The sequence below is a fragment of the Methylibium sp. Pch-M genome (assembly GCF_004136295.1).
GTDB lineage: Bacteria > Pseudomonadota > Gammaproteobacteria > Burkholderiales > Burkholderiaceae_C > Methylibium > Methylibium petroleiphilum.
The window spans coordinates 3068500-3089249 of record NZ_CP029606.1; the positions used below are offsets into that span (position 1 = coordinate 3068500).

At 72.0% G+C, this 20750-nt stretch carries 18 protein-coding genes; 11 read left to right on the forward strand and 7 right to left on the reverse strand.

Features of this window, described 5'->3' with window-relative positions:
* Positions 1-24: 24 nt before the first annotated feature.
* The 5 genes from C1M51_RS14815 to C1M51_RS14835 are packed head-to-tail and all read left to right on the forward strand — an operon-like array spanning position 25 to position 6594.
* Positions 25-549, forward strand: a complete 525-nt coding sequence (locus C1M51_RS14815) for a hypothetical protein (protein ID WP_129450918.1) — start codon at positions 25-27, stop codon at positions 547-549.
* Between the two features lie 17 nt (positions 550-566).
* The gene (locus C1M51_RS14820; protein ID WP_129450920.1) at positions 567-1049 is read left to right on the forward strand and encodes a hypothetical protein; all 483 of its coding nucleotides are present in this window, start codon (positions 567-569) and stop codon (positions 1047-1049) included.
* A 15-nt stretch (positions 1050-1064) separates the two neighbouring features.
* Positions 1065-2177 carry an efflux RND transporter periplasmic adaptor subunit gene (locus C1M51_RS14825; protein ID WP_129450923.1) on the forward strand — a complete coding sequence of 371 codons (1113 nt, stop codon included), beginning with the start codon at positions 1065-1067 and terminating at the stop codon, positions 2175-2177.
* Positions 2174-5230, forward strand: coding sequence for an efflux RND transporter permease subunit (locus tag C1M51_RS14830; protein ID WP_129450926.1), 3057 nt, complete (start codon positions 2174-2176; stop codon positions 5228-5230). Before C1M51_RS14825 ends, C1M51_RS14830 begins: the two co-directional genes overlap by 4 nt.
* A gap of 11 nt (positions 5231-5241) precedes the next feature.
* A complete protein-coding gene (locus C1M51_RS14835) occupies positions 5242-6594 on the forward strand; it encodes a TolC family outer membrane protein (RefSeq protein ID WP_165349701.1) in 1353 nt (450 codons plus the stop codon).
* A 51-nt stretch (positions 6595-6645) separates the two neighbouring features.
* Here C1M51_RS14835 and C1M51_RS14840 read toward each other — a convergent pair whose 3' ends face one another.
* The gene (locus C1M51_RS14840; RefSeq protein WP_129450931.1) at positions 6646-7602 is read right to left on the reverse strand and encodes a helix-turn-helix domain-containing protein; all 957 of its coding nucleotides are present in this window, start codon (positions 7600-7602) and stop codon (positions 6646-6648) included.
* A gap of 229 nt (positions 7603-7831) precedes the next feature.
* Between C1M51_RS14840 and C1M51_RS14845 the strand changes: the two genes are divergently transcribed.
* Positions 7832-9079, forward strand: a complete 1248-nt coding sequence (locus C1M51_RS14845) for an acyl-CoA dehydrogenase family protein (RefSeq protein WP_129450934.1) — start codon at positions 7832-7834, stop codon at positions 9077-9079.
* Positions 9080-9101: 22 nt separating this feature from the next.
* Here the strand turns inward: C1M51_RS14845 and C1M51_RS14850 are convergent, their stop codons facing one another.
* The 6 genes from C1M51_RS14850 to C1M51_RS14875 form a co-directional block, all read right to left on the reverse strand.
* Positions 9102-9488 carry a hypothetical protein gene (locus tag C1M51_RS14850; RefSeq protein WP_129450936.1) on the reverse strand — a complete coding sequence of 129 codons (387 nt, stop codon included), beginning with the start codon at positions 9486-9488 and terminating at the stop codon, positions 9102-9104.
* A 36-nt stretch (positions 9489-9524) separates the two neighbouring features.
* Positions 9525-12644 (reverse strand): efflux RND transporter permease subunit, encoded by a 3120-nt coding sequence (locus C1M51_RS14855; RefSeq protein WP_129450938.1) that lies wholly within the window; start codon positions 12642-12644, stop codon positions 9525-9527.
* Between the two features lie 11 nt (positions 12645-12655).
* On the reverse strand, positions 12656-13774 hold the full coding sequence (locus C1M51_RS14860; protein WP_129450941.1) for an efflux RND transporter periplasmic adaptor subunit: 1119 nt from the start codon (positions 13772-13774) through the stop codon (positions 12656-12658).
* On the reverse strand, positions 13771-14325 hold the full coding sequence (locus C1M51_RS14865) for a hypothetical protein (RefSeq protein WP_129450942.1): 555 nt from the start codon (positions 14323-14325) through the stop codon (positions 13771-13773). Before C1M51_RS14865 ends, C1M51_RS14860 begins: the two co-directional genes overlap by 4 nt.
* Before the next feature lie 40 nt (positions 14326-14365).
* Positions 14366-15637 (reverse strand): TolC family protein, encoded by a 1272-nt coding sequence (locus C1M51_RS14870; RefSeq protein WP_129450945.1) that lies wholly within the window; start codon positions 15635-15637, stop codon positions 14366-14368.
* A gap of 148 nt (positions 15638-15785) precedes the next feature.
* Positions 15786-16142 carry a hypothetical protein gene (locus C1M51_RS14875; protein ID WP_129450946.1) on the reverse strand — a complete coding sequence of 119 codons (357 nt, stop codon included), beginning with the start codon at positions 16140-16142 and terminating at the stop codon, positions 15786-15788.
* A gap of 179 nt (positions 16143-16321) precedes the next feature.
* On the opposite strand from C1M51_RS14875, the gene C1M51_RS14880 reads away from it, so the two are divergent.
* The 5 genes from C1M51_RS14880 to C1M51_RS14900 are packed head-to-tail and all read left to right on the forward strand — an operon-like array spanning position 16322 to position 20619.
* The gene (locus C1M51_RS14880) at positions 16322-16963 is read left to right on the forward strand and encodes a thermostable hemolysin (protein ID WP_129450949.1); all 642 of its coding nucleotides are present in this window, start codon (positions 16322-16324) and stop codon (positions 16961-16963) included.
* On the forward strand, positions 16960-18447 hold the full coding sequence (locus C1M51_RS14885) for an AMP-binding protein (RefSeq protein WP_129450951.1): 1488 nt from the start codon (positions 16960-16962) through the stop codon (positions 18445-18447). Before C1M51_RS14880 ends, C1M51_RS14885 begins: the two co-directional genes overlap by 4 nt.
* Positions 18444-19139 carry a TenA family transcriptional regulator gene (locus C1M51_RS14890; RefSeq protein ID WP_129450954.1) on the forward strand — a complete coding sequence of 232 codons (696 nt, stop codon included), beginning with the start codon at positions 18444-18446 and terminating at the stop codon, positions 19137-19139. Before C1M51_RS14885 ends, C1M51_RS14890 begins: the two co-directional genes overlap by 4 nt.
* Positions 19139-19936: an SDR family oxidoreductase gene (locus tag C1M51_RS14895; protein ID WP_129450957.1), complete on the forward strand. Its 798-nt coding sequence runs from the start codon at positions 19139-19141 to the stop codon at positions 19934-19936. Before C1M51_RS14890 ends, C1M51_RS14895 begins: the two co-directional genes overlap by 1 nt.
* A 26-nt stretch (positions 19937-19962) precedes the next feature.
* A complete protein-coding gene (locus tag C1M51_RS14900; RefSeq protein WP_193373370.1) occupies positions 19963-20619 on the forward strand; it encodes a hypothetical protein in 657 nt (218 codons plus the stop codon).
* The last annotated feature ends 131 nt before the right edge of the window (positions 20620-20750 follow it).

Sequence of the window (20750 nt, forward strand, 5' to 3'; positions counted from 1 at the left end):
CACCCCCCTCCAGGAGCACCCACCATGCAACGTTTTCTTTCCTTCACCGTCCTCGTCGCTGCGACCCTCGCCGCCCAGGCGCAACCGGCGGTCGACGTCAGCCGCAGCACGCGGCAGGGCGTCGACGGCTCGCTGGCGGCGCGCGGCACCACCCAGTTCAACGGCAGCCAGCTCGACGTCGTGCGCCGGGGCAACGCGGTCTCGGACGGGCAGGGCAATGCCGCGGCCCGGCGCGGGGGGGCCTTCACCACGGCCGACGGCACGCAGGGGCAGCGCTCGACACAGTACCGGCGCAGCGATGACGGCAGCGTGGACGCCAGCCGCAATGGCAGCGTCAGCGGCGACAAGGGCAGTGCCGAAGGCAGCCGCAGCTTCGAGCGCAGCGCCGACGGCGAGGCGTCCGGCCAGCGCAGCACGACGGCGACCCGCGCCGAGACGGGCGTCACCTACGAAGGCTCGACCTCCTACACCAAGGGCTCGGGCTTCTCGCGCAGCGCGAGCTGCGTCGATGCCTCCGGCGCCACGGTGACCTGCGGGTCGGCGCGCTGAAGCCCCGGGAGACGCTGATGAGAAACGCACTTCTCCTGGCCACCTTCGTGCTGGCGGGCGGCGCGCTGCCCCTGCAGTCGATGGCCCGCAGCCCCACCGGGCAGGTCGTCTACCCGGCCAAGGGCCAGAGCGCCAAGCAGGCGGACCAGGATCGCTACGAGTGCCACGACTGGGCGCGCGAGCAGTCCGGCTTCGATCCGACGCAGGCGCCCCCGCCGGCCGCATCGACGCCCTCCGGCAGCGCCCAGCCGGGCGGCGCCATGGTCCGCGGCGCGGCCGGCGGCGCCGCAGTGGCCGAGCTGGCCGACCGCGACGCCGGCAAGGGGGCGGCCACCGGACTGCTGGGCTCGGCATTGCGCCAGCGGGCGCAACAGCAGCAGACGCTGAGCGCCGAACAGCAGCGCGTCGCCCAGCAGCAGGCCGCGAGATTGCAGCAGCGCAGCACCTACGACCGCGGCTTCGGTGCCTGCATGGAAGCACGCGGCTACGTCGTCAAGTAGCACCAGGAGCACCCCATGAACATCGCATCGATCGGGGCACTGATCGGCCTCGGCCTGCTGGGCGCATGCAGCCCGGGAACCGAACCCGTGCAGGAAGACATCCGCCCCGTGCACAGCACCGTGGCAGGCGCGAGCGAGGGCTCGGTCGGCGCCACCTACTCGGGCGTCGTGCACGCGCGCTACGAGAGCCGCCTCGGCTTCCAGGCCTCGGGCCGCGTCGTCGCGCGGCTGGTCGACGTGGGCAGCGAGGTCCGGCGCGGCCAGCCTCTGCTGCGGCTGGACCCGGCGCAGGAAACGCTGCACCTCGTCGCCGCGGGTGCCGACGTCGAGGCGGCGCGAGCGCGCGTCGCGCAGAACCGCACCGACCTCGAGCGCACCGAACAGCTGCTGGCACGCCGCTTCGCCTCCCAGGCGGAGGTCGACCAGCAGCGCCTCGCGCTCGACCAGGCCGAGGCGCAGCTCAAGTCGGCGCTCGCACAGCACCAGATCAAGGTCAACCAGCGTGGCTACACCGAGCTGTTGGCCGACCGCGCCGGCGTGATCAGCGCGATCGATGCCGAGGCCGGCCAGGTCGTCTCGGCCGGGCAGCCCGTGGTGACGCTGGCGGCGGCCGGCGAACGCGAGGTCGTGGTCAGCGTGCCCGAATCTCGCGTCGACGAGCTGCGCGAAGCCAGAGCCCTGCAGGTCTCGGTCTGGGCGCAGCCCGGCAGGACGTACCGCGGGACGCTGCGCGAGTTGGCGCCCGACACCGACAGCGTGACGCGCACCTACTCGGCGCGCATCGCCATCGTCGACGCCGACGCGGCGTTGCGCCTGGGCATGACGGCCTCGGTGTTCGCACCCGACGTGGAGGGCCGCCGCGCGATCCGGCTGCCGCTGTCCGCGGTGGTCCACCGCAGCGACCGTGCCGAGGTCTGGGTCGTCGATCCGCAGACGGCCCGTGTCGCACCGCGCGAGGTGCGGCTGGGCAGCGCCCAGGGGGACCAGGTGCTGGTCGCGGCCGGCCTCAGCGGCGGCGAGACCGTCGTCACGGCCGGCGTGCACATGCTCGTCGCCGGCCAGGCGGTGCGCATGCCGGCTGCGCCGGTCGCCGTCGCGCAGGGCGAACGGAAGGCGGTGCAGCCGTGAAGGGCCTCAACCTCTCCGAATGGGCGCTGAAGCACCCGCAGATGATCGTCTTCCTGCTGGCGCTGATGTCGATCGCCGGCGTGCTCGCCTACGGCCAGCTGGGTCAGAAGGAGGACCCCGAGTTCACCGTCAAGACGATGGTGGTTCAGGCCTCCTGGCCCGGCAGCTCGGCACGCCAGATGGCCGAGCAGGTGACCGACAAGCTCGAGAAGACGCTGCAGGAGGTCGCCGAGATCGACTACACCAGCAGCTACGCCAGGCCCGGCAGCACGCAGATCAAGGTGAACCTGCGCGAGGCGACGCCGCCTTCGGCCGTGCCCGACGTCTGGTACCGCGTGCGCAAGAAGCTGGGCGACATGGCGCACACGCTGCCGCAGGGCGTGCAGGGCCCGTTCTTCAACGACGAGTTCGGCGACACGTTCGGCAACCTCTATGCGATCACCGGCGACGGGTTCTCCGACGCGCAGCTGCGCGACTTCGCCGACGCGGCGCGCAGCGAGTTCCTGCGCGTGTCCGACGTCAACAAGGTCGAGCTGGTCGGGGCGCAGGACGAGAAGATCTATGTCGAGGCGAGCAACGCGAAGCTGGCCTCGCTGGGCATCGACCCTTCGATCATCTCGACCACGCTCGCATCGACCAACCATGTCGGGGCCGCCGGCACCGTGCTGACGAGCACCGAGCAGCTGCGCCTGACGGTCAGCGGCGAGTTCGATTCGGTGGAACGCATCGCCGGCATCGGCATCCGCGCCGGCGAGCGCATGTTCCGCCTCGGTGACATCGCCGACGTCCGGCGCGGCGTCGTCGACCCCGCAACGTCGCGCATGCGCTTCAACGGCGAACCGGCGGTCGGCCTGGCGGTCAGCATGCGCCAGGGCGGCGATGTGATCCGGCTGGGACGGCAGCTCGGCGCGACGGTGGCGCGCGTGCAGGCCGAGCTGCCGGTGGGCGTGCAGGTCCACGCCGTGTCGGATCAGCCGCGCGTGGTGCAGGAGTCCGTGCACGAGTTCAAGAAGAGCCTCGCGGAGGCTGTCGCGATCGTGCTGGTCGTCAGCTTCTTCTCGCTGGGCTGGCGCACCGGGCTGGTGGTGGCGCTGTCGATCCCGCTGGTGCTGGCGCTGACCTTCCTGGTCATGTACTTCCTCGGCATCGAGCTGCAGCGCATTTCGCTGGGCGCGCTGATCATCGCGCTCGGCCTGCTGGTCGACGACGCGATCATCGCCGTCGAGATGATGGCGCTGAAGCTCGAGCAGGGCTGGGATCGCTTCCGCGCCGCGACGCATGCCTACACCGCGACCGCGTTCCCGATGCTGACGGGCACGCTGATCACCGCGGCCGGCTTCCTGCCGATCGGCCTCGCCAAGTCGGGCTCGGGCGAGTACGTGTTCTCGCTGTTCCAGGTGGTCGGCATCTCGCTGATGCTGTCGTGGCTCGTCGCGGTGCTGTTCACGCCCTACCTCGGATTCCGGTTGCTGAAGGAGGAGGCGCATGCGCCGCAGGACGAGGACGCGGTCTACCGCCGTGGCGTCTACGCGCACTTTCGCCGCCTCGTCGAGGCCTGTCTCCACCGGCGGCGCTGGGTGATCGGCACCACGGCGGCAGCGTTCGCCGGGTCGATCGCGCTGTTCGGGACCGTGCCGCAGCAGTTCTTTCCCGCGTCGGATCGGCCTGAACTGATGGTCGACCTGTGGTTGCCCGAGGCGGCCACCTTCGAAGCCAGCCAGCGCGAGGTGCGCGCGCTCGAAGCGAAGCTGGAGGGGGATCCGGACGTGGTCGCCGTCACCAGCTACGTCGGCAACGGCAGCCCGCGCTTCTACCTGCCGCTGGATGTGCAGACGCCGAACCTGAACCTCGGGGAGATGATGGTGATGACGAAGGGCGGCGAGGCGCGCGAGCGCGTGCTCGCCAGGCTCCATCGCCTGTTCGACGAGGACTTTCCGCTGGTGCGTGGCCGCGTCAACCGGCTGGAGAACGGTCCGCCGGTCGGCTACCCGCTGCAGTACCGCGTGTTCGGTCCCGAGAACGATCAGGTCCTGCGCATCGCCGGTGAGCTGGCCACGGTGCTGCGCGCCGATCCGCACGTGCGCCGCGTCAACCAGGACTGGGGCGAGCGCATCAAGCGCGTCGTCGTCGACGTCGACCAGGACCGCGCGCGCCAGCTCGGCATTACCTCGCGCGAGATCCAGTTCGCGCTGCAGGGCTCGCTGTCGGGCAACACCGTGACACAGTACCGCGAGGGCGACGAGGGGCTGGACGTGGTGGCACGCCTGGTCGCTCCCGAGCGGACGGACCTCAACAACCTGAAGGACGCCAAGATCTACCTGCGCGATGGCCGCTTCGTGCCGGTGTCGCAGCTCGCACGGCTGTCACTGGACAGCGAGGACAGCGTGCTGTGGCGCCGCAACCGCGTGCCGACGCTGACCTTGCGCGCCGACGTCGCCGGTGCCGAGGCACCCGATGTGACGAAGGCGCTGCAGCCGAAGGTGGATGCGATCGCCCGCGACCTGCCGCTCGGCTACGGCATCGAGGTCGGCGGCACCCAGGAATCCAGCGCCAAGGCCCAGGCCTCGATCTTCGCGGTGATGCCCCTGATGGCCGTCGCCGTCCTGCTGCTGCTGATGCTGCAGTTGCAGGACATGAAGAAGATGGCGCTGGTGCTGCTGACGGCGCCGCTCGGGTTGATCGGCGTCGCGGCAACGCTCGCGGCCTTCCGGATCCCGTTCGGCTTCGTTGCGATGCTGGGGGTGATCGCGCTGGCGGGGATGATCATTCGCAACTCGGTGATCCTGATGGTGCAGATCGACCACGACATCCAGGCGGGTGCCTCCCTGTGGCACGCGATCGTCGAGTCGACCGTGCGCCGCATGCGGCCGATCCTCCTGACGGCGCTGGCGGCCATCCTGGCGATGATTCCGCTCACCCATTCGGTGTTCTGGAGCCCGATGGCCTGGGCCATCATGGGCGGGCTGTTCATCGCGACCCTGCTCACCCTCGTCTTCCTGCCTGCGCTCTATGCCAGCTGGTATGGCGCGACCCGACCGCAAGCGGCGGTCTGATGGAGTCTTCGATGAACGCATCCCTGCTCAAGGCCGCGGTGGTCGCTGCCTGCACGCTGCTGGCCTGGCCCTCCCATGCGATCGACCTGATGGACGCCTACGCCCTGGCGGCCTCCCACGACCCGACCATCGCCGGTGCGCACGAGGCGCTGCGCGCCGGCCGCGAGAAGGCGGTGCAGGGTCGTGCCTTGCTGTTGCCGCAGGTGCAGCTCACCGCCAGCCTGACGCAGATGTCGGATCGCTCGTCGAGCGGCGACCTGCCACCACCGCTGGCGGACGCTGTCGGGTCCAGCGGATCGGGCCGCGTCCATGAGATGGCGCTGGAGATGAAGCAGCCGATCGTCGACGCCAAGTCGCACGCCGACAAGCGGCAGCTCGAACAGCAGACCGCGTTGGCCGAGCTGCGTCACCGCGACGCGCGGCAGGAGCTGATCCAGCGCGTTGCCGAGGCCTATTTCCAGGTGCTTCTCGCCGCCGAGGGCCTGCGCGTCGCCCAGGCCGAAAAGGCAGCCGTCGCGTTGCAGCGCGATCGCGCGCAGGCGCGCTTCGACGTGGGTCGTGGACGCATCACCGACCTGCAGGAAGCCGAGGCGCGCTACGACAACGTCGTGACGCGCGAGGTCTCGGCCGCGAGCAGCCTGACGCTGCGGCGGGCGCAGTTCGAGGCGCTGACCGGTGCGCCTGCCGACGGGCTCGCCGTCCTTCGCTCCGGCTTCGCGCCGCAGGCGCCTCAGCCCGACAGCGCCGGTGCGTGGCAATCGCAGGCGGTGATCGGCAACACGCGCGTCCTCGCGCGGCAGCACGAGCTCGCGATCGCCGGGATCGAGATCGAGAAGTACAAGCTGTCCGGTCGGCCGACCCTGGATCTCGTTGCCAGCCTCGGCCGCAAGGGCCAGTCCGGTGGCTTGTCGGCGCTCAGCATGCCCGACGGACGGACCACGGCCGTCGTCGGCCTGCAGTTCAACGTGCCGCTCTACGCGGGCGGCGCCATCCGTTCGCGCGAGCGGGAGGCGATCGCCAAGCGCGACCAGGCCGAGCAGGAAGTCGGTGCGGCCAGACGCGATGCCCGGCTGCAGGCGCACGACGCCTACCTGGCCGTGACGACCGGCGTGTCTCGCGTCGGCTCGCTCGAACAGGCAGTGCGTTCGGCACAGACGGCGCTCGAGGCCACCACGCTGGGCCGCGACCTGGGGACGCGCACCGAGCTCGACGTGCTCGACGCGCAACAGCGCCTCTACACCGCGCAGCTCGACCTCGCCCAATCGCGCAATGACTACCTGCTCGGCCGCATCCGCCTGGCCGCCTCCGTCGGGGCCTTGCAGGAGGACGACCTGCGTTCGCTCAATGCCCACCTCGCCCCCTGACATCCCGGCGGCGGCGCGCCCCAGGACTCGCCATGGCGGCCGTCCGGCAGGTCAGGAGCCCGGCTTCCTCGACGCGGCAATGAACTCCCTGGGCGAGGCACCGAACCTGCGCCTGAAGATTCGAGAATAGTGCGAGAGGTCGTTGAATCCCCACCGGAGCGCGACGTCCAGGATCGACGGCCGGTTCGGCCGAAGCAGATCCTGCGCGCTCCGTTCCAGGCGCAGGGTGCGGATCATCCCGCTGACGGAGAGGGGTGACGCCTCGAACAGCGAGTACAGCGAGCGGCGCGACATCCTGAATCGCGCAGCGATCGTGTGAGGACTCAGCGAGGGATCGGCCAGATGGTCTGCGATGTAGCCCTCCACCGCGCTTCTCGTGGCAAGCCGCAGTGACGATCGATCCTGTTCCCTCGTCTCGGGCATCGATCCCAGGGTGGCCGTGACGACACAGTTCAATGCAGCGCCCAGGCTTTCCTGGGAGATCTCGCTCAGGTCGTCATCCAGATCCTGAAGCGAGTGCGCGAATCGAGTGGCCACCAGTCCGGCGCCATGCGCTCCGCTGAGGCAACGTGCCGTGGCGTCGCGAGGTGCGGCCAGCTTGGCCAGGAACTGCGTTATCGGGACCCGGAACGACAGCACGCGCCAATCGTCGCGGAAGTCGAGGAAGTAGGGGCGTGTCGTATCGACGATCGAGAAATCGCCGCTCTGCACCAGGGATTCACGCCCATCCTGACGGACGACGCAGGAGCCTTCGAGCTGGAAGTTGACGAAGATGAATTCCACCGGGTTGCGACGGATCTCCTCGGTGCGCCGATTGAGGAACTGCGCGCCCGATGCAACGCGGGTTTGCATCGTGCGGCCCAGCGGGCTCGAGCAGACCTCGCCGGTGAAGCCAGGGCCCATGCGCTGACGCACGGGGTCGAGCGAGACGAAGGCCTCGCAGAGCACCTCTCGCCAGTAGCTGAACTGCAGGTGCTGCGGCTGACTCTCGGTGGTCCAGATGCGCATCGAAAACCTCGACAAGCTGCGGTTCGGCCTCGCCCGGACGCTGGCGGCGCGAGTGACGCCTCTCGGTGGGCTTTCTTTGATTTCTACCCGGCGGATCAGTCGATGGCAAGTCGGCTTGCACGAATCGTCAAGTCGCTCCGCACGAACCGCCAAGACGGCGCCCGGGCGCCGGCCTAGCATGGGCTTCGCGGCCATTTCGGCCCGAACCCCTCACGAACCAGGAGCTGCCATGGCGATCGACTTCACGCTCAGCGAGTTCCAGCGCGCCCTGCAGGCCGATGCGCGCGGCTTTGCCGCGCGCGTCCTGAGCGAGGTGGCCGCGACGATCCGGCCGCTGGCGCGGCCCGAGGAGCGCTTCTACGCGACGCGGCCCTACTACGACGCCATGGTCGCGGCGGGCTTCGTCAAGGCCCTGATCCCGAAGGAGTTCGGCGGCACCGCACTGTCGACGCTCGACTTCGCGCTGGCGGCCGAGGAACTGGCCGCCGTCGACGTGAACGTGCCCTCGGCGCTGCTGTCCACCGGCCTGGGCCTGCAGCCGCTGCTGCGCTTCGGCAACGCCGAGCAGAAGCGGCGCTTCCTGCCGGATTTCGTCGAGGACGGCGCCCGCCTGGCCGGCATCGCGTTCACCGAGGTCACCGGCGGCGCCAACTACGACTGCCCGGACCCGAGCGCCGGCGTCCAGACCTTCGCGCGCCGCGAGGGCGACGAATGGGTGATCAGCGGGCGCAAGCACTACACCACCAACGGCACCGGATGGGACGGCCGGGGGCCGCACCTGTTCACCGTGGTCTGCCGCACCGACCCCGCGCTGGGGCCGCGGGAATCGCTGGCCGTCATCGTGGTGCCGGGCGGTCTGCCCGGCATCCAGGTGGCGGGCATCCTCGACACCGTCGGTCACCGCGCGACGATCTCGCCGCGCATCCACTTCGACGATGTGCGCGTTCCCGTGGGCAACCTCCTCGGCGCGCCCGGCGACGGCATCGAGATCGTGGAGACCGCCTTCGCGTGGACCGCCGCGCTGATCGGCGCCGCCTGCGTCGGCGTGATGCGGGCGGCCTTCGACACGGCGCTGCAGTTCGCTAAGACCGACAAGCGCTCCGGGACCGTGCCGGTGATCGAGCACCAGAGCGTGGGCTACCTGCTGGCGGACATCAAGATGCGCATCGAGGCGGCCCGCTACCTGACGTGGAAGGCCTGCCATCAGTTCGACCTCACCGAAGGGCGCAGCCGCGAGCTGCCGACCACGGCCAAGGTCTACGCCTCCGAACTCTGCGTGCAGGGGGTCTACGACGCGATGCGCGTGGTGGGGGTGGACAGCTACACCGACATGTTCCCGCTCGCGGGCTTGATGCAGGACGCGCTCTGCTTCCCGCTCTACGACGGCGGCAACCTGGGGGTGCGCCGGCGCCAGCTGCACGCGCTGCTCCGCAGCCCCGGCTACGACGCCATGGCGTCGGCCGAGGGCCGGGGCTAGCGCTGGCGTTCCGGGCGCGGGCTCACTTCAAGACGAAGCGCACCGTCGAGGGCTTGCCCGCGACGGTCACCACGGCCACCGCCTTGCTGCCGGGGGCGACCTTGAAGCTGCCGGTGGCCTCGAGCTTGTCGCCGGCCGGCTTCAGCACCACCTCCTGCTTCTCGGTGCCGGTCAGCAGCGTGAGCCGGGCGCTCGCGTTCGACACGTCGGCCGGCTTGCCGTGGTCGCGCAGGTGCAGCTGGATCACGCTGGGCTGGGCGACCAGCTCGTAGTCGATGTCCTTGACCTCGACCACCACGCCGCCGTGCAGCGGCGTGTGCGCGTGGGCGTGGTCGTGCGGGTCGCCGGCGGCGAAGGCCGTGGTGGCCAGGATCAGGGTTGCGGCGGCGAGCAGGTGTTGCGGCTTCATGGAGCGTCCTTTTGTGTGAGGGGGGGAGCAGGGGATTCAGAGCGCCTCGGCGTCCTTGTCGTCCATCAGCGCTTCGGCCGAGCGGCGGCCGAACAGCCAGAACATCGCGGGTGTGAGGAAGGTGTCGAGCAGGGTCGAGCTGATCAGGCCGGAGAAGATCACCACGGCCACCGGGTGCAGCACCTCGGTGCCGGGCTGTTCGGCCTCGAACAGCAGCGGCGCCAGCGCGAAGGCGGTGACCAGCGCCGTCATCAGCACCGGGCTCAGGCGCTCGAGCGAACCGCGGACGATCATCCGCTGGTCGAAGTTCTCGCCCTCGAAGCGCATCAGGTTGATGTAGTGGCTGACCTTCAGGATGCCGTTGCGCACCGAGATGCCGGCCAGCGTGATGAAGCCCACCAGCGCGGCCACCGACAGCGGCTGGCCCGACAGCCACAGCCCGAGCACCGCGCCCACCAGGGCCAGCGGAATGTTCACCATGATCAGCGCCGACAGCGCCGCCGAGCGGTAGCGGCTGTAGAGCACCACGAACATCAGCGTGAGCGACACGATCGACAGCAGCCCGACCAGGCGCGAGGCCTCCTCCTGCGCCTGGAACTGGCCGCCCAGGGTGATGAAGTAGCCCTCCGGCAGTGGGGTCTCGGCCACGATGCGGCGGATGTCGGCGACGATCTCCGACAGCGCCCGCCCCGAGGCATTGGCCGACAGCACGATGCGCCGCTTGCCGTCGTCGCGGCTGATCTGGTTCGGGCCGTCGCCTTCCTCGATGCTCGCGAGCCGGGACAGCGGGACGCGGCCGCTGGGCGTCTCGATCAGGATCCGGCCCAGCCCCTCCAGCGAGCGTGCCGATTCCGGCAGCTTCACCACCAGCGCGAAGCGCCGGCTGCCCTCGACGATCTGGGTGATCTTCTCGCCCTCCACCAGCGCCTGCAGCGCCGACAGCACCTGCGGCGCGGGCACGCCGTACTGCGCGGCGGCGGCGGGGTCGATGCGCACCTTGATCTGCGGCGCCAGCACCTGCTTCTCGATCTGCAGGTCGGCGACGCCGGGGATCGTGGCCAGCCGCGCGCGCAGCGCGTCGGCCTGGCCGCGCAGCGCGTCGAGGTCCTCGCCGAAGATCTTGATCGCGATCTGCGAGCGCACGCCGGACAGCATGTGGTCGATGCGGTGCGAGATGGGCTGGCCGATCTCCAGCGCGGCCGGCAGGTTGACCAGGCGCGCGCGGATGTCGGCCTTGATCTCGTCCATGCTGCGCGTGAGTTCGGCGGTGGGGCGCAGGCCCACGTCGAGCTCGCTGACGTGCACGCCCTCGGCATGCTCGTCCAGCTCGGCCCGGCCGCTGCGGCGCCCGACGTGCGTCACCTCCGGCACCTGCTTCACCAGCACCTCGGCCTGGCGTGCGACGGCCGAGGTCTCGGTCAGGGTCACGCCCGGGTTCAGGCGCAGCCCGATCAGCAGCGTGCCCTCGTTGAACGGCGGCAGGAAGGTGGTGGGGAAGAAGGGCACCGCCACGGCGGCCACCAGCACCGCCGCGGCGGCGGCGGCCAGCGCGGCGCGCGGGCGGTCGAGCACCCGCTGCAGGCTGCGGCGGTAGCCGGCCTTCAGCCAGGCCAGCACCCGGGTGTCGCCGTGGTCGATGTTCTTCATCCGCGGCAGCAGGTAGAAGCCCAGGACCGGCGTGACGGTCACCGAGACCACCAGCGAGGCCAGCGTCGAGACGATGAAGGCGATGCCGAGCGGCACGAACAGCCGGCCCTCCAGCCCCGGCAGCGCGAACAGCGGAATGAACACCAGCACGATGATCACCGTGGCGTACAGGATGGCCGAGCGCACCTCCATCGTGGCGCGGCCCACGATCTCGATCGGGTGCAGGCGCTTGTCGGGGTGCTTCGCGCGGTCTTCCTTCAGGCGCCGCAGCACGTTCTCCACGCCCACCACCGCGTCGTCGACCAGCCCGCCGATCGCGATCGCCAGGCCGCCCAGCGTCATGGTGTTGATCGACAGCCCGAAGTAGCGGAACACCAGCGCGGTGATGAAGATCGAGACCGGGATCGCGGTCAGCGCGATCAGCGTCGGGCGCAGCGTGCCGAGGAAGAAGAACAGGATCACCGCGACGAACACCGAAGCGCCGATCAGCTTGCCCTGCAGCGTGGTGATCGAGGCCTCGATGAAGCTCGCCTGGCGGAACGTGACCTGCGGCGCCTCCATGCCCGGCGGCAGCGAGGACTTCAGGCCGAGCAGGGCCTCCTCGAGCGCGCGCGTCAGCGCGATGGTGTCGGCGGTCGGCTGCTTCTGGATGCCCAGGATCACGGCCGGCTTGCCCTCGAAGCCGGCGTCGCCGCGCTTGAGCGCGGCGGCGAAGCTCACCTCGGCGATCTGGCGCAGCAGCAGCGGCTGGCCGTCACGGGCGGTGAGCGCCAGGTCCTTCAGGTCCTCGAGCCGGGAGGTGCGGCCCAGGTTGCGGATCAGCACCTCGCGGCCGTTGAGTTCCAGGAAGCCGCCCGAGGTGTTGCTGGAGTAGCCGCGCAGCGCGGCCTCCAGCTGCTCGTGCGTGACGCCCAGCTCGGCCATGCGCTGCGTGTCCGGCTGCACCTGGAACTGCCGCACTTCACCGCCGATCGGGATCACCTGCGCCACGCCCGGCACCGCCAGCAGCCGCGGGCGCAGCACCCAGTCGGCGTACTCGCGCACCGCCATCGGCGAGATCTTCGCCGCGTCGACCGGGATCGCGATCTGCAGGATCTCGCCCATGATCGAGCTGACCGGCCCCATGCGCGGCAGCACGCCCTCGGCCAGGCCTTCCTCCATCGCCGACAGGCGCTCCGACACCAGTTGCCGGGCGCGGAAGATGTCGGTGCGCCAGTCGAAGGTGACGTAGAGGAAGGACAGGCCGGCCGACGAGGTGGAGCGCACCGACTCCACGCCGGGCAGCCCGTTCATCGTGGTCTCGAGCGGGAAGGTGATGAGCTGCTCCACCTCCTCGGCGGCCATGCCGCCGGCCTCGGTCATGACCGTGACGGTGGGCTTGTTGAGGTCGGGGAACACGTCCACCGGGGTGCGCGAGAGCGTGAACGCGCCGTAGGCCATCAGCACCACGCTGGCCATGATCACCAGCAGCCGGTTGCTCAGGCTGTTGTCGAGGAGCCACTTGAACATCGCGGGCTCCCTCAGCGGACCTGGTTGATCAGGGTCGCGCCTTGCGTCGCGACCCGATCACCGGGCTTCAGACCCGAGGTCACCGCGGCGTGCACGCCGTCCAGCGCTTCGGTGGTCACGGCCCGGGGCTCGAAGCGCTCCGGGGCCGTCTTGACCCAGACGATGGTCTGGTTGGCGGCGTTCTTCATCAGCGCGGCCACGGGCACGGCGATGCCCTGCACCGTGTCGCGCGTCTGCACGAACACCCGCACCGGCTGGCCGACGGCCAGCGCCTCCAGCGCCGCGCCCTCGGCACGGAAGGCCAGCGGCAGCGCCTGCTCGCGCAGGCTGCGCGCGGCGCCGACGAAGACCAGCGGCACGCGCCGCTCGCCGACGGCCATCGTCGCGCTGCCGATGTTCGCGGCGAGGGCGGCATCGAAGGCCAGCGCCTCGATGCGCAGGCGCGTCGGGTCGACGATCTCGAACACCAGCTCGCGGGCATCGACCACCTGGCCGGCCACCACATGCGCCGAGGCGATCACGCCCGCCACCGGCGCCGTCAGCGCCTCGCGCAGCGCCAGGCCGCCGCCCACCGCCGCGATGCGGGCCGCCAGGCTGGCGGCCTCGCTCTCGGCGGCCTCGATCTCCTTGCGCGGCACCGTGTCGGCCAGTGCCTGCAGGCGCGCGACGCGCTTGTCGGCCAGGGCCCGGGCGGCGCGCAGCTCGGCCAGCTGCGCGGCCTGGTTGGAACGCTCGATCGGTGCGGCCGACGGCAGCACATGGGCCAGCACCTCGCCGCGGCGCACCGCCTGCCCGGGGTGGGGCAGGCCGCGCGGGCCGGGCTCGATGCGGCCGGGGTGCAGCGCCTGCACCCGGCCGCCGGCATTCGGGTCCATCAGCACCCGGCCGCCCAGCTCCACCGTGCGCGGCAGCTCGGCCGCCGCGCTCACGACGGTCCGCACGCCCAGCTGGCGCTGCGCCGGCTTGGGCAGGAACACGCTGCCATCGGGTTGTCGTTGCGGGCCGTTGGCGTTGGGCGCCGCGGGCGCGTCGCCGTGGTCGTGGCCTTCGCCGGCACGGGCCATCGAGACCCACGCCGTCAGGGCGATCAGCAGGGCCGCGTATGCGGCCGTCAGGGCGGGGCGCTTCATGCGGCCGCTCCGGTGCGGACACGGCGCCCGCCCAGCACCCGCTGGATGCCCCAGCCGAGCAGGGCCAGCACGGCGATGGCGCCGACGAACCAGGCGGTGTAGGCGGTGGCGGCGTGTGCGGTCGCAGCCTCGGCGTGCGCGGGCGCGTGGAGGTCGAGTTCACCGGCCAGCAGGTCCAGCTCGTCGCCGGCGCTCACCGTCGCGGTGATCGGCAGGACGCCCGGCGCGGGCGCCTCGGCCAGCACGACCTCGTACTCGGCGTCACCGTGCGCCTCGGCCTTGAAGGGCTGGCCGCCGATCTCGAGCGCGATCTCGGCGTCGCGCACAGGGCTGTTGTCGGCCGTGCGGTCGAGGTAGAGCGTGAGCTGGCGGCCGTTGAGCACACCGACGAGTTCGAAGGTCTCGGAGACGGCCGCGAAACGGGGTAGCGCCGCGCCGGCTGGGGCCGGGGCTTCGCTGCCGTGGTCGTGGCCTTCGCCGGCATGGGCGGCCTCGCCGGTGGCGAGGAGGGCCGCGACGGCGAGCGCGGCCCACAGGGAGGTGGAGGTCATGGAATGGGGTTCCTCTGGGAGTTCGTTGGGGGGCGCGGCGTCACCGGGGCAGCAGCCCCAGGGCCTGGCGCCAGGCCGACAGGGCGGCGGCGAGTTCGATGCGTGTGCGGGCCGCCTGGCGTTCGGCGTCGGCCGCCTCGGCCTCGATGCGCAGGCGGGTCGGCAGGTCGGTCTCGCCGAGCTGGAAGGACTGGTCGAAGTAGCCGCGCGACTCGCGCGCCAGCCGGGCGCGCCGCTCCGTCGCGGCGAGCTGGCTGCGCGCCGCGTCGACGCGCACGCGAGCCGCCTCCTGCTCGGCCTGCAGCCGCTCGCGCTCCAGTGCGAGCCGGGCCTGCAGCTCCAGGGCCTCGGCGCGGGCGCGGGCCACGCGGCTGTCGTGGCGCGCGCCGCCGCCGAAGGGGATGCGCAGGCCGAGCGTGATCGACGGCTGGCTGGCCTCGCCATCGGCGCCGCGCTCGCGCGTGCCGGCCAGCGTCAGCTCCGGATTGGCACGCGACTGCGTGGCCGCGAGCTGCGCCGTGCGCTCGGCCACCGTGGTGCGGTCCTGCAGCTCGCGCAGCGCGGCATGGGCCTCGGGCTCGGCGGTCGGGCCGGACTCGGGCTCCGGTTCGGCCAGCGGGGCCGCGGCGGCCGACTCGGCCGGCGGCATCAGGCCGGTGCCGGCCTTGAGCTGCTGCCGGGCCGCCGCCAGCGCCGCCCGGGCCTGCGCCAGCGCCGATTCGGCGCCGGCGACGGCGCCGTCCGCCTGGTGCTGGTCGGCCCGCGCCAGATCGCCGGCCTGGGTGCGCCGGGCGACGTCGGCGGCGATGCGCCGGGCGCTGGCCAGCTGGCCGTCCGCGATGTCGGCGTCGAGGCGGGCCCGCTGCCAGTCCCACCAGGCCTCGCGCACGCGGGCCGCCACGGCCAGTTGCGCGGCCAGGGTGTGGCTCTCGACGGCCGCCTCCTCGGCGTCGGCCAGCGCGCCGCTGCGGCGGCGTTCGCCCGGCAGCCACAGCGGCACCGCGACGCCGACCTCCAGCTCGCGTGCACCCCGATTGCGGTTCAGGCGGTCGGTCTTGTTCGACAGCGCCAGCGCGGCCGGCTCGGGCGTCCAGGACCGCGCGGCGCCCTGTTGCGCCCGGGCGGCGTCGCGCCGCGACGGCAGCGACAGCGACTCGGGCTGCCGTGCCCAGGCCGCCTCGAAGGCCCGTCGCAGGTCCAGGGGGTCGGCGGCGGGCGGCGCGGCCTGTGCCGGTGCGGCCGCCAGCAGCGCCGCGAGCGCGGCGGCGGCGTGCCGGCGCCAGGCGGTATTCGTTCGTGAACTTCGGTCCATCCGATGCTCCAGTGTTGAAGGAATCAACCCACGGGAGATCGGCAAGCGGTGACCCAGCGGACGCCGCACGCCGGAGGCGGCCGCGACAGCGGCACGCGCTCAGGCGTCGACGGGCTTCAGGAAAAGGAAGAGAGACCCGCCTTGCCGATCAGGCAAGGGGCGCCCACTGAGGGCGTTCGGGTCGGGCCGGCGCATGGGCGCTGCCCGCTTCGTCGGCAGAAGTGCGGGGTGTTGCCGTCGACAGGTCGCCGGACAAACTCTCCGGCAAGCCCAGCAGGCCGGTGCAGTGGCCGTGGCAGTGGCCGCAATCGACATCACCCGCGCCGGTGGCCGCGCCTTCCGGGCAGCCATCGTCCGCGACCGCGTTCGCGGGGTGCAGGTGCTCGTGATGGCACACGTGCGCGGCGTCCACGCCTGCTTCGCGCTCGCAATAGGACGCCACCGCCGCCCAGCTGAACTGGAGGGGCAGCAAGGCGAGCAGGACGATGGCGAGGAGGCGGTGCACGGGCGGCAGTGTAGCGAGCCCGGCGCCGCTTGGAGGCATGGCAGGGTCATCGGCCCGCGGCCGGCCCGGCGTTCGCCGTGACGGATGTGGCAAGCGCCGGTGACCAGGTGTAAGGCCGGCTTCCACTTAACGCTGGCTTAAGTTGGCGCCGCGAGCATCCGGGCCTCAAAGGAGTGTTCATGCGCATCGCCCAGTTCGCCGCCGGTCCCCGCTCGCAGGACGTCGAGACCGCCGCCCCGGTGCCCCATTTCGCCTGGCATGGCGTCGGGGACCCCGGACGCGCCCGCGTCGAGGAGTTCATCCGCCGCGTCTACGGCGAGCGCTACGGTGCGCGGGTGCGCCAGTTCGCCCCGGTGCTGGTGAGCCTGCGCGACGGCGCAGATCCCGATGCCCCGGTGCTGGCCGCGGCCGGCTACCGGGTCGCGACGCAGCCGCTGTTCCTCGAGCATTACCTGGACGTACCGATCGAGCACGCCCTGGCCGTGGGCGCTGCGCAGCCGCCGCGCGAACGCATCGTCGAGGTGGGTCACCTGGCCGCCGTCCGGGCCGGCGAGGGCCGCCGCCTGATCCTCCGGCTGGCACAGCACCTGGCGGGGCTGCAGGTCGAATGGGTCGTCAGCACCCTCACCGAGGAGCTGCGCCACCTGTTCACGCGCATGGGCGTGGTGCCGAGGGCGCTCGGACCGGCCGACCCGGCCCGTCTCGGCGACGCCGCCCACGACTGGGGGCGCTACTACGAGCACCACCCGGTCGTGCTGGCCGGCCACCTGCCGCTCGCCATGCGTCGACTGGCCGAGCGGGCGCGGGGCGCCGACCGATGAATCTCGTGGAAACGCTGGCGTCGGGGCAGCCCGACGCCTGGCCGGCCGTGCGCTTCGAGGCGGCCGTCGACCGTGCCGCCGAGGCCCTGCGGGCCGGCGGCACGCGCGTGCTGGCGACGCTGTTCGACAACGGCATCGCCTGGCTCGTGGCCGATGCGGGCGCGGCGAGGGCCGGGGTGGTGCATGTGCCCTTGCCCGGCTTCTTCACGCGCGGTCAGCTGCAGCATGCGCTGGCCGCGGCCGGCGTCGATACCCTGTGGACGCGTCCGGCGGCTGCCGCCGGCTTTCCCGGTGCGCCGTCCGAGCCGCTCCGCTTCGACCCGGGAGCCGAGCCGATCGCCGCGCTGCGCCTCCCGACGGTGCCGGTCGCGATGCCGGCCGGGACCGCCAAGGTCACCTTCACCTCCGGCACCACCGGCACACCGAAGGGCGTGTGCCTGGGGCAGGCCGCGATGGACCGGGTGGCGCAGGCGATCGGCGAGGCCACGGCCGCGCTGGACATCACCCGCCATCTCAGCGTGCTGCCGTTCGCGGTGCTGCTGGAGAACATCGCCGGCGTGCTGGCGCCGCGCCGGCGCCAGGCCACCTGCATCGCGGTGCCGCTGGCCAGCGTCGGCCTGCACGGCTCGTCGCGCTTCGATCCGGCGCAGCTGCAGGCCGCGGTCGAGTCCTGGCAGCCGCACAGCCTGATCCTGCTGCCGCAGATGCTGCGGGCGTGGACGATGTGGCTGCGGGCCACCGGTCGCCGGGCACCGGCATCGTTGCGGCTGGTGGCCGTGGGCGGTGCCGCGGTCGGTGCGCCGCTGCTGCAGTCGGCACGCGAGCTCGGCATTCCGGCCTGCGAAGGCTATGGCCTGTCGGAAGGGGCGTCGGTGCAGACGCTGAACCTGCCCGGTGCCGATCGCCCGGGCAGTGCCGGCCGACCGCTGCCGCACGCGCGCCTGCGCATCGCCGCCGACGGCGAGATCGAGGTGACGGGGAGCGCCTTCCTCGGCTACCTCGGCAGCGAGGCGCCACCGCCGGACTGGTGGCCGAGCGGCGACCTCGGCACGATCGACGCCGACGGCTTCCTGCACGTGCAGGGCCGCAAGAAGCAGGTGCTGATCACGGCTTATGGCCGCAACGTCTCGCCCGAATGGGTCGAGACGGCGCTGCAGAGCGCTGCGGTGGGCGGCCTGCCGCCGATCGCCCAGGCGGTGGTGTTCGGCGACGGCCGGCCGGCGCTGTCGGCGGTGCTGTGGCCGTTGCGCGCGGACCTGCCCGATGCCGTGCTGCAGGCGGCCATCGACGCGGCCAACGCCGGGCTGCCCGACTACGCGCGGGTGCGCCGCTGGGTCCGCGCCCGCGCGGCCTTCGACACCGACTCCGGACTCGCCACCGCGAACGGCCGGCCGCAGCGTGCCGCCATCGAGCAATTGCACTGCGATGCGCTGGTGGCCGATCCGCTCCCTTCGACCTTCATCACGGAACCGATCTCTCCATGAGCTTTCACGCCCGACTCCTGCGCGACACCGCCGCCGAACGCGACGGGCTGGTCGCCATTCCCATCATCCAGGGCTGCCTGCGCGGCGAGGTCTCGCGCGACAGCTACCTGGCCTTCCTGACCCAGGCCTACCACCACGTGCGCCACACCGTGCCGCTGCTGCAGGCCTGCCGCGAGCGCGTGGGCTCATCGCGGCCGGCGTGGCTGACCGACGCGCTGGACGAGTACGTCGAGGAAGAGCGCGGTCACGACGAATGGATCCTCGACGACATCGCGGCCTGCGGCGGCGACAAGGAGGCCGTGCGCCACGGCACGCCGGGCCACGCGACCGAGGTGATGGTGGCCTATGCCTACGACACCATCGCGCGCGGCAACCCGCTCGGCTTCTTCGGCATGGTGCACGTGCTCGAGGGCACCAGCGTCTCGCTGGCGCTGATGGCGGCCGATCGCATCCAGGCCAACCTGCGCCTGCCCGATGCCGCCTTCAGCTACCTGCGTTCGCACGGCACGCTCGACCAGGAGCACACCGCGCATTTCGAGCTGCTGATGGACCGGCTGGAGGACCGCGCCGACCAGGACGCCATCGTGCACGCCGCCCGCGCCTTCTACCGCCTCTACGGCGACGTGTTCCGCAGCCTGCCGCTGCCGCGCGTCACAGCCGCCGCGGTCCCAGCCACGGCCCGGGCCGCGTGATGGGCCTCGAACTCAAGGGCTGCAGCGTGGTGCTCACTGGCGCCTCGGGCGGCATCGGCGCGGCCGTGGCGCGCGCCCTGTCCGGAGCCGGTGCGCGGCTGCTGCTCGTCGGCCGCGATGCCGGCCGGCTGGCAGCCCTGGCGCGCACGCTCGAGACCCACCCCGACGCGCCGCGGCGCGTCGAGGTGCTGGCCGCGGACCTCACCACCAGCGCCGGCGTCGAGGCGGTGCGGCGCGTGGCGCTGGCGCGTCGCGCGAACGTGCTCGTCAATAACGCCGGTGTGGCGAGCTTCGGGCGCCTGGACGCGCTGGACGATGCGCACATCCTGCAGGCGGTGACGACCAACCTGGTGGCACCGATGCTGCTGACGCGCGCCCTGTTGCCGGGGCTGCTGGCGCAGCGCAGCGCGGCGGTGCTCAACGTGGGTTCGGTGCTCGGGCGGCTGGCGCTGCCGGGCTTCTCGGTCTACAGCGCCACCAAGTTCGGCCTGCGGGGCTTCAGCGAGGCGCTGCGGCGCGAGCTGACCGGCACGCCGGTGCGGGTGCAGTACCTCGGGCCCCGCGTCACCGAGACCGGCTTCAATGCGCCGGAGGTCGAGGCCTACAACCGCAAGACCGGCGCGACGGTCGACCACCCGGACGACGTGGCGGCCGCGCTGCTGCAACTGCTGCGCGACGGCGCGGCCGAGCGCTTCCTCGGGTTGCCCGAGAAGCTGGCGGTGTGCGTGAACGGCCTGGCGCCGGCGGCGCTCGACGGCGCCTTCAAGCCGCACCGACTGGCGCTGTCGGGCGCCTGAACCCTGAAGATCCAAGGAGAACCCAGATGCTTGCTCGCTCCCCCCTGTTCCTGATGGCCGGCCTCGTGCTCGCCCTCCATGCGCCGCTGCTGCGCGCCGGCCCCGTGGAGGACGCCGTCAGCGAGGTCCAGCACGAGTGGGAGGTGACGCGCTACCAGACGCCGCCGAAGGAGCGCGAGAAGCGCTACGAGGCCCTGGTCGCGAAGGCGCACCAGTTCAGCGAGGCCCACCCGGGGCGCAGCGAACCGCTGGTCTGGGAGGGCATCGTCGTGAGTTCGCTGGCCGGCGAGAAGGGCGGCCTGGGCGCGCTCGGTCTCGTCAAGCAGGCCAAGGGCCTGTACGAGCAGGCGATCAAGATCAACCCGGAGGCCCTCGACGGCTCGGCCTACAACAGCCTCGGCGTCCTCTACTACAAGGTGCCGGGCTGGCCGATCGGCTTCGGCGACAAGAAGAAGGCCGACGAGCTGATGCAGTCCGCGCTGAAGCTCAACCCCCAGGGCATCGACCCGAACTTCTTCTATGGCGAGTTCCTGCTCGAGCAGAAGCGACCGGCCGACGCGCTGGTCTACCTGGAGCGGGCCATGCAGGCCCCTGCTCGGGCCGGCCGGCAGATCGCCGATGCCGGGCGCCGCGACGAGGCCCGGGTCCTCATCGAGAAGGCGCACGCCCAGCTGGGCCGGTGAAGGACGGCGGCCACGCGGCCGCGTCGCGGAGGGCCTGAGCGGGTCAAGTTGATCCGGCTTCTGCCGAAGAGACCCGAGTGCGCTACCGGTGCCACTGGAGCGGGCGCACCGGACCGCCTTCCCGACCCTTG

Coding starts and splice junctions, on each gene's coding strand:
- C1M51_RS14820 (WP_129450920.1), top strand. CDS start 567: ATGAGAAACGCACTTCTCCTGGCCACCTTCGTGCTGGCGGGCGGCGCG.
- C1M51_RS14860 (WP_129450941.1), bottom strand. CDS start 13,774: ATGAAGCGCCCCGCCCTGACGGCCGCATACGCGGCCCTGCTGATCGCC.
- C1M51_RS14845 (WP_129450934.1), top strand. CDS start 7,832: ATGGCGATCGACTTCACGCTCAGCGAGTTCCAGCGCGCCCTGCAGGCC.
- C1M51_RS14895 (WP_129450957.1), top strand. CDS start 19,139: ATGGGCCTCGAACTCAAGGGCTGCAGCGTGGTGCTCACTGGCGCCTCG.
- C1M51_RS14815 (WP_129450918.1), top strand. CDS start 25: ATGCAACGTTTTCTTTCCTTCACCGTCCTCGTCGCTGCGACCCTCGCC.
- C1M51_RS14840 (WP_129450931.1), bottom strand. CDS start 7,602: ATGCGCATCTGGACCACCGAGAGTCAGCCGCAGCACCTGCAGTTCAGC.
- C1M51_RS14825 (WP_129450923.1), top strand. CDS start 1,065: ATGAACATCGCATCGATCGGGGCACTGATCGGCCTCGGCCTGCTGGGC.
- C1M51_RS14865 (WP_129450942.1), bottom strand. CDS start 14,325: ATGACCTCCACCTCCCTGTGGGCCGCGCTCGCCGTCGCGGCCCTCCTC.
- C1M51_RS14855 (WP_129450938.1), bottom strand. CDS start 12,644: ATGTTCAAGTGGCTCCTCGACAACAGCCTGAGCAACCGGCTGCTGGTG.
- C1M51_RS14900 (WP_193373370.1), top strand. CDS start 19,963: ATGCTTGCTCGCTCCCCCCTGTTCCTGATGGCCGGCCTCGTGCTCGCC.
- C1M51_RS14870 (WP_129450945.1), bottom strand. CDS start 15,637: ATGGACCGAAGTTCACGAACGAATACCGCCTGGCGCCGGCACGCCGCC.
- C1M51_RS14850 (WP_129450936.1), bottom strand. CDS start 9,488: ATGAAGCCGCAACACCTGCTCGCCGCCGCAACCCTGATCCTGGCCACC.
- C1M51_RS14885 (WP_129450951.1), top strand. CDS start 16,960: ATGAATCTCGTGGAAACGCTGGCGTCGGGGCAGCCCGACGCCTGGCCG.
- C1M51_RS14835 (WP_165349701.1), top strand. CDS start 5,242: ATGAACGCATCCCTGCTCAAGGCCGCGGTGGTCGCTGCCTGCACGCTG.
- C1M51_RS14880 (WP_129450949.1), top strand. CDS start 16,322: ATGCGCATCGCCCAGTTCGCCGCCGGTCCCCGCTCGCAGGACGTCGAG.
- C1M51_RS14890 (WP_129450954.1), top strand. CDS start 18,444: ATGAGCTTTCACGCCCGACTCCTGCGCGACACCGCCGCCGAACGCGAC.